This is a genomic window from Mycobacterium sp. ZZG (assembly GCF_054786995.1).
In genome coordinates this window covers 37,179-45,171 of record NZ_JBTBFV010000043.1, presented here as the reverse complement: position 1 = coordinate 45,171, position 7,993 = coordinate 37,179, and the positions used below count along the sequence as shown (strand labels likewise).

At 66.7% G+C, this 7,993-nt stretch carries 3 protein-coding genes and 1 pseudogene; all 4 read right to left on the bottom strand.

The genetic code is table 11. The features are described 5' to 3' along the window. Nucleotides 1-825 (bottom strand): annotated as a pseudogene (locus tag ACXMYJ_RS20980) (IS3 family transposase); the annotation flags it as partial. Between the two features lie 168 nt (nucleotides 826-993). Then, complete coding sequence (locus ACXMYJ_RS20975) at nucleotides 994-3,396, bottom strand: right-handed parallel beta-helix repeat-containing protein (RefSeq protein WP_460358734.1); 2,403 nt, start codon at nucleotides 3,394-3,396, stop codon at nucleotides 994-996. Nucleotides 3,397-3,984: 588 nt separating this feature from the next. Next, nucleotides 3,985-5,634: a DNA repair helicase XPB gene (locus ACXMYJ_RS20970; RefSeq protein ID WP_260755298.1), complete on the bottom strand. Its 1,650-nt coding sequence runs from the start codon at nucleotides 5,632-5,634 to the stop codon at nucleotides 3,985-3,987. 31 nt (nucleotides 5,635-5,665) lie between these two features. After that, nucleotides 5,666-7,933: a helicase-associated domain-containing protein gene (locus ACXMYJ_RS20965; protein ID WP_260755297.1), complete on the bottom strand. Its 2,268-nt coding sequence runs from the start codon at nucleotides 7,931-7,933 to the stop codon at nucleotides 5,666-5,668. Between the last annotated feature and the right edge of the window lie 60 nt (nucleotides 7,934-7,993).

Below are 7,993 nucleotides of genomic sequence, written 5' to 3'. Positions count from 1 at the left end.
AGTGCGGCGCCCCATGCGTGAGCGCCAGACGGTCCAAGACGTCGACGACACCGGCGGCGTCGATGGACCGATCCACCTCGATGGCGAGGGCTTCGCGGGTGAACTCGTCGATCACGTTGAGCATCTTGAGGGTGCGCCCGTTGGCGGTGGTGTCAAACTGAAAGTCCATCGCCCAGATCACATTCGGTCGGATTGGGGACATCGCACCGACGGCGACACCGATCCCGGTCAGCCGCTTCTTGCGGCGCCGCTGCGGCACCCGCAAGCCCTCCTCACGCCACAGCCGGCGGATGCGCTTGTTGTTGGCCTTCCAGCCGGCTCGCCGCGCCATCTTCGCGGCCCGGCGCCACCCCCAGCGCGGCCGGTCGACCGAGAACCGGCGCAGCCACGCCCGCAGCTCAGCCTCCTCGGTGGTGATCGGTGCCGGCGTCAGCCGCATCGTCGAGCGGTGCAAGCCGACCACCGAGCAGGCGCGGCGCTCAGAAACCCCGAACCGCTCACGCAGCGCGATAACGGCGCTGCGCTTGCGGTTCGGGGTCAGAAGTTTCCCGACGAGATCTCCTTGAGCATGTCGATATCGAGGGCCTGGTTGGCCACCAGCTTCTTGAGCCGGGCGTTCTCGGCCTCGAGCTCCTTGAGTCGTTTGGCCTCGTTGGCCTTCATGCCGCCGTACTGGGCGACCCAGCGATGCCAGGTCGACTCGGTGATCTCCAGGTGCCGGCACACCTCACCGAGTTCCTGGCCGGTCCCGAGGAGCTTGTTGCCCTCGGCCAGCCTGCGGATGATCTGATCCGGAGTGTGCCGCCGGCGCTTGTTCGTTGCCATGTCGTCATTGATTCTTCCTGCCCGAGCACTCGGGCAACAGAGTCCCACAACGACTGGACCACTACAGGGGGCTCACCTCAACCCCAAGCCTTACGTCTGGACTAAGACCGCCGACCAGATCCTGGCAAGCATCGCCAACTACTGCAACCGAATTAATGACTCAGGACACTAGATCAGCGTGCCGTTCTGGCTGCCGAGAACCACGTCCGTGCCATTGCCGGTCACGGTGTTGCCGGTCAGGAGATAGCCCGTCACGCCGCCGTTGGTCCAGATGCCGTACTTGCGATTGTCCGTGACCTTGTTGTCTTCGAGCACCGCCCGAAGGACATCGTGGAGAACGATGCCGCTGCCGTTGCCGTAAACGGTGTTTCGGCGGAGGTACAGATCTTGGAGAGGGGCGAGATCGGCCTTGATGCCCGCATCCAGATTGTTGTAGAAGATGTTGTCTTCGATCCAGGTGTTGTTGCTGTTGTTGACGATCCGCAGACCGCAGGTGCAGTTGTAGACGATGTTGTGGTGAATCCAGTTGTTGGGTCCGGAATTGTCGTGCTTGGTTTCGGTGCCGATGACCCCGCTGTATTCGCCGATCTCGATACCCGCCCCATTCGGGCTGACCGAGGTGCCGTTGCGGACACAATCCGAAACGGTGTTGTAGCGGATCTCGTTGCTGTACTCGTCCTCACCGTGCAGATCGATAGCGCCGGACACGGCCCCGGTGATGGTGTTGTCCTCGATGAGGTTGTGGTGCGCACTCTCTTGGATGAGGATCCCATGGCGGATGACCGGCCCGATGGTGTTGTTCCTGACCCAGTTGTTGTGGGATCCGGCTTGGTCGATGATGATCCCGTATCCGGACCCGCCGCCGTCGAGAGCCGAGGCGTTTCGAATCACGTTGCCGTCGACGAGCACGTTGTCGGCGTTTTGCAGCTGGATGCCGAAGCGCCGGTGCTTCTCGATGAACAGGTCTTTGACGGCGATCCGCGATACCTGGCCGCGACTTTCTGAGCCGAGTCTGACACCGGCGTTGTAGATCTTGCCCGAGGCCTGCCTGATGGTGAAGCTGGAAATCGTCAGGTTGGTGGTCCCGCCCGGAGCGTAAATCACCGCATGCGGGTTGGAGAACATGTACGTCATCGTCGAGAAGGCGCTCGCCAGCACCGTCGCGTCGCGCGACTGACCGATCAGCGACACCCCCGACTTCAAGGTGATGATCGACTTGACGTGGTAGACGCCGTCGGGGATGTAGACGACATCACCGGCCTGCGCGGCGTTGATCGCCTTCTGGATCGCGGCGGCATCGTTGTCCGAGGACCTCCCCGAGGTCGCACCGTAATCGCGGACGTTCAGGGTCTTTCCGGACGGTTGGTCCGCGTGCTGGAACGGATCCTTCAAGCCGGCGTCGTAACCCCCCGGGCTCTGGGTGGGCTGATCCTGCGTCGCTCCTCCCGTCGCGCCACCGGGGGTGCTGTCGGGAATGTCCGGGGCGATCTTCGCGATGGACACCGTGACCGTCCGCACGATGGTGCCTGCCAGAGTGCCGGCCGTCGCCCCGCTCAAAGCCCGGACCATCTTGTTCCACATGCCGTCGAACCCGTGCGTGTGCTCGTCGGCATTGGTCTCCCGCACCACGACGGTGAACGTGTCGGTCCCGCCGCTCGCGGCCAACTCCGCTGACGGCGTGTAGGTGTAGTTGCCGTCGGTGTCGACCTGCACACTGCCGCGTTTCGGACCCGAGGACAGCGTCACCTCCAGCGGATCCCCGTCCGGATCCTTCGCCCCGACGGTTCCCGTCACCACGCCCTGGCTGGATTGGCCCGGCTTCTGCACCGGCTTGGCCGTCGGCATCTTGTTGAAGTACGTGCGCTGGAAATTCAGGAACAGGGCACTGAGAAGCTCTGACAGCGTCTTCGGCGCCGCCGGTGTCTCCACCGCGGTGGCGGTTGCGGTCGCCACGCGCGCAACGGTTCTCGATGCCTGAGGCGCCGTCGCGGTGTCGACGGCCGCCGGGATCACCAGTGCCGCCGCCGTTGTCGACACGGAAGTGTCAGCGGGGTCGCTCGTCGACCGGTCGACCTCCGTTGCGACGTCCTCGCGCACAGCGATCGACTCTTCGCGCTCAGCCGAATCCGCGACCGCATCCTTCTCGTCGACGATCGGAGTCTCCGGCCGAGGGGCCTCCCGATCCTTGTTGTCTGCCGCATCCTCGGTGCTGACCGGCGAGGGTCCAGCAACCGGATCGGATGCGTCCTCGTCGCCCTCGGTGCCCGTGCTGTCGCCCGAGTCCTCGACGGTCTCGCTTGAGTCCTTGCTGTCCGCCCCGTCTTCGGTGTCGTCGCCTGACGGATCGTCCCTCGAAATGTCGTCGCCGGCCTGGTCTTCGGTGGCGACGTCGGTCGGCTCCCCGTCTGTGTCGGTGGCGGTGTCTTTGCTGGTCGACTCGCCGGCGCTGCCGTCCGATGACGACGACGCGGTATTCGCCGACGCACTGCTGGCGGGTCCAGCTGAACCGGCGGCGTCCTCGGCGTAGGCGATCCCGGTTCCGGAGATCGCTGCAGCAATGCCGACGCTCACCGCTCCGGCGGCCAGCCATGCGTAAGGTTCGACCCGGCGGTGCTGGCGGCGAGTTGACCGCTTCCGCCGCTGCACATCCTGCGTCGGGGGTGCGTCCCCTGTGCTGTTCTTATCGCGAACCACGCGGTCCATGGGTGACCCCCGATGTCGAAGCTGGCCTGGCTGCCGCGCCAGGCATCAACATGTTGAGCCATCTGGGTCACTTTATGCAGCAATTTCGAACTCGCTGCCCATCTTTGCATTTCTGGCAACTCAAAAACCGATTGCCAAAATTTGGCATATGCGTGCAGTGCAGACGTGATCGAACCGTGGTCGCCGTCCCGCGGCCGGCAAGGCTTAGGCTATTGGACGACACCTATCTGCGGTTAGTGGCAACCCCGAGCCGCGAGGCGGTGCGTGTGGGCGTTGACCGGCGAAGGGCTCACTCTACGCTCATAGATATGCCGAATATATGTACAGCAAATTTATCTCGGGCGTCATCCGTACTTGTGAGGCATATCTCAGCAAGGCCGATCAATGGTGCAGGCAACGCGGTCGAGGCGCGTTTGAGCGCCATTTGTTAGTCGAGTACCTGTTGGCGTTCGAGTGTCAGATGGCGGGGCCGAGCAGGTCGTCGGCATCCTTGATGACGTAGCCGTAGCCCTGTTCGGCAAGGAACCGCTGTCGGTGCGCGGCGTACTCGGCGTCCAGGCTGTCGCGCGAGACCACCGAATAGAAGACCGCACCGCCACCGTCGGCCTTGGGGCGCAGCAACCGTCCGAGTCGCTGAGCTTCTTCCTGGCGTGATCCGAACGTTCCTGAAACTTGCACGGCCACACTGGCTTCGGGCAGGTCGATGGAGAAGTTTGCCACTTTGGACACGACCAGCGTCCGGATCTCACCACGGCGGAAGCCGTCGAAGAGGGCTTCGCGCTCGGCGTTCTTGGTCGACCCCTGGATCACCGGCGCGTTCAGTTCGGCGCCCAGCTCGTCGAGCTGGTCGAGGTACGCGCCGATCACCAGGGTCGGCTCGTCCGGATGCCGTTCCAGGATCGACTTCACCACAGCGATCTTGGTGTGCGCGGTGGCGCACAACTTGTACCGCTCGTCCGGTTCGGCTGTCGCGTAGAGCATGCGTTCGTTGTCCGTCATCGTGACGCGGACCTCGATGCACTCGGCCGGCGCGATCCAACCCTGCGCCTCGATGTCCTTCCACGGCGCGTCGTAACGCTTGGGGCCGATCAACGAGAAGACGTCACCCTCGCGCCCGTCCTCGCGGATCAGGGTGGCCGTGAGGCCGAGGCGTCTGCGGGACTGCAGATCGGCGGTCATCCGGAACACCGGTGCGGGGAGCAGGTGCACCTCGTCGTAGACGATCAGGCCCCAGTCGCGGCTGTCGAACAGTTCCAGGTGCTTGTACTCGCCCTTGGTTCTGCGCGTGATCACCTGATACGTCGCGATGGTGACGGGACGGATCTCCTTGCGTTCCCCGGAGTACTCGCCGATCTCGTCCTCGGTCAGGGACGTCCGCGCGACCAGCTCGCGCTTCCACTGCCGGCCGGCCACGGTGTTGGTGACCAGGATCAGCGTGGTGGCGCCGGCCTTGGCCATGGCGGCCGCACCGACCAGGGTCTTCCCGGCCCCGCACGGCAGCACGACGACACCGGATCCGCCATCCCAGAACGAGTCGGCGGCCATCTGCTGGTAGTCGCGCAGCTGCCAACCGTCCTGCTGCAGATCGATCGGGTGGGCCTCGCCATCGACGTAACCGGCGAGGTCCTCGGCCGGCCAGCCGATCTTCAGCAGCATCTGCTTGACCCGGCCCCGCTCGCTGTTGTGCACGATCACGGTGTCGTCGTCGAGCCGGGCGCCGAGCATGGGTGCGATCTTCTTGTTCCGCAGCACCTCTTCGAGGACGGCGCGGTCGAAGCTCACCAGCGTCAGGCCGTGCGCCGGATGTTTGACGAGCTGCAGGCGGCCGTAGCGGCCCATGGTGTCGACGATGTCGACCAGCAGCGGTTGCGGCACGGCGTAGCGCGAGTACGTCACCAGGGCATCGACGACCTGCTCGGCGTCGTGCCCGGCAGCTCGTGCGTTCCACAGCGCCAGCGGGGTGATGCGGTAGGTGTGGATGTGTTCGGGGGCGCGCTCGAGCTCTGCGAACGGCGCGATCGCGGCGCGCGCCGCGCCGGCCTGCTCATGGTCGACCTCGAGCAGCACCGTCTTGTCGGACTGCACGATCAGCGGGCCGTCGGTCACGCGGCACCTCGGTGATAAGTCATCCCACCTATTATCCGGACTCGGCGGACACGACCGATGTCACCCGGTGGATCGCGAACTCGCGGACCCGCCCCGACGCGGGGTCGTAAGCGGTCAGTTGCCCGCCGCGGACATTGATCGGGGCCACTACCCGCTGGGTCGCCACACCCGCCGGATCGACGTAGCCGATGACCACCGACTGCTGATGGTGGGCCGCGTGCTGCAGTTCCGAGATGGCCGCGGCCGGATCCAATCGCAGGCCCGACGGCGGCGCCGACGCGACCTTGCGCAGCACCGCGACGATCGCGGCCAGCGTCTGATCGGTGGGCGCCGCGTTGTGCCGATATCCGCGGCGCCGCCCGGGCGACGGGACGCGGGCGCCGCGGCTGCGCAGATCCACGACCGTGCCGGTCGTGTCCTCGGCGGCCGGTGCGAACCCGGCGCTGCGCAGCGCGTGGAGCACCTCGCTGATCGGCGCCTGGGACACCGCCACGGTGGGCGCCAGCACGCGCAGCTCGACCGACTCGGTGGCCGGTGCCGCCACCGCCTGGGCCAGCAGCGCGGCGTCCTCGCAGCGAACGAACGCCGACGCCATCCCGACCCGCAGTTGCCCGTGGCGTCTCGCCACGTCGTCGATCAGATATGTCAGCGCTTGCGGCACTGGTGTTTTCGAATGCCGGTTGAACAGCGCGTGCAGCTCGCCGGCGGTGTTGCCGGTGTCGAGCGCGCGCCGCACCGAAGCCTCGTCGATGCGGTAGACCATGGCCGCGCCGGCCGACTCGACGGTGGCGACCGCGGCCAGCTGCTCGGCCAGCGCACGTTCCAGCGGGCCGGGAACCACCACCGTAAGGTCGGCCTGCAGCAGGAAATGGTCGATCGGCGCCGGAAGGACTTTCTCCATCGCGGCGATGACCGCGTGCTCATCGTCGCCGGCGAGCAGGCGCCGGATCGGGGAAGCAACCGCGCCGCGGCCCACCGCCCCGACAGCATGGGCCTCGGTCAGCATGTCGGCGACAGGGCCGGGTTGCAGCCGTACCGCCCACCGCGGCCGCTTCCAGACCATCGCCTGCGAGGCGGTGCCCGCATCCACGCCTGAGCCCGGCGGCAGCTCGGCGAGGATATCGAGCATCAGCCGGCGGTCCAGCGGCGCCGCCGTCGAGAACAGCGAATCCGACAGCGCCGCATACGGTTTGTTGTCGGGCCCGCGGGTACCCACGAGGCTGGGGCGGCCAGGAAGCTCAAGCCAGGCCGACACCACGAGATGCCATTTCGCGGCGGTGGGAGATTCGACGAATCGATCGAATGCCACGGTCGGTGCCCAGTGCGATCCCGCGCCGTCGTCGGGTTCGGGTTCCGGCATCCCCGGTGCGACCAGCCCGGCGGCCGCACTGACCTCAAGGATCAGGCCCAGCCGGCGTTCGTCGATCCCGGTGTTCTTGGTCAACCGCTTGACCTCGCGCACCCCGAGTCCACCGCTGCGCAGCTCGGGAACCGGTGCGGCGCTGAGTGATTCGAGGACCACTTCGATCTCACGCAGGAAGTCGATCGCCGCGCCCGCGGCGACGGCGTCCACGTCGGCGGCTGTCGTCGTCGTCACGGTCGGATCGGGAGCGGACAGACTCACCGGGCCCGGCTGCTCACCACGGAGCACCTGCCCGACCAGGCGGGGGAGGATGACGGTGTCGTCGTCGAGGCGGCGCAGCAGCCCCGCGGTCAACAGCCGCTGAACCGGGCGCTGCGCCGGCGTTCCCGGCATCGCGTCGCGGGTCCGGCCGATCGGCGAGCCCTCCAGCAGCTTGTCGAGCAGATCGCGTGCGGCGTCGTCCATCGATTCGAGCGCAGCGGTGACCTCGGAGCCGGTCTGCGTCGCGCTCTCCTGGGTGACCTGCCCGGGGTACCACGGCAGACTCGACGCCGCCTCGGCGACGACCCGCAGCGCACCCTCGCCCTGCAGGTCACCCCAGACCAGGGCGCGCGCGGCCAGGTCATCGACCGCGGCGCGCAGATCAGCGGCGGCCACGCGCTCGCCGAGGACCTCGGCCAGGTCTGAGAACGTCGCAGCGGTGGTTTCGGCGTGCACGCTAAGCAGCGCGTCGAGCACCGCCAGGTGCAGAAAGTCCAGATCGTCGGTGGCGACTTTCACCGACTGACGTGCGGCGGCGCGCGCCGCCAGCGCGGCGACGGTGCCCGGCGGAGGCTGGGTCAGATCCGGCCGCAGACGCAGCAGCTGGATCAGCCGCTCGTCGTCCAATTCCGCCAACCAGGTGCCCAGCGGCACACCTGGACTCTTCACGCTCATTGCTGACCAGCGTAAAGGAGCCTCCCGACCTCGCCAGCCGCCGAGTCGTTTGCCACAATG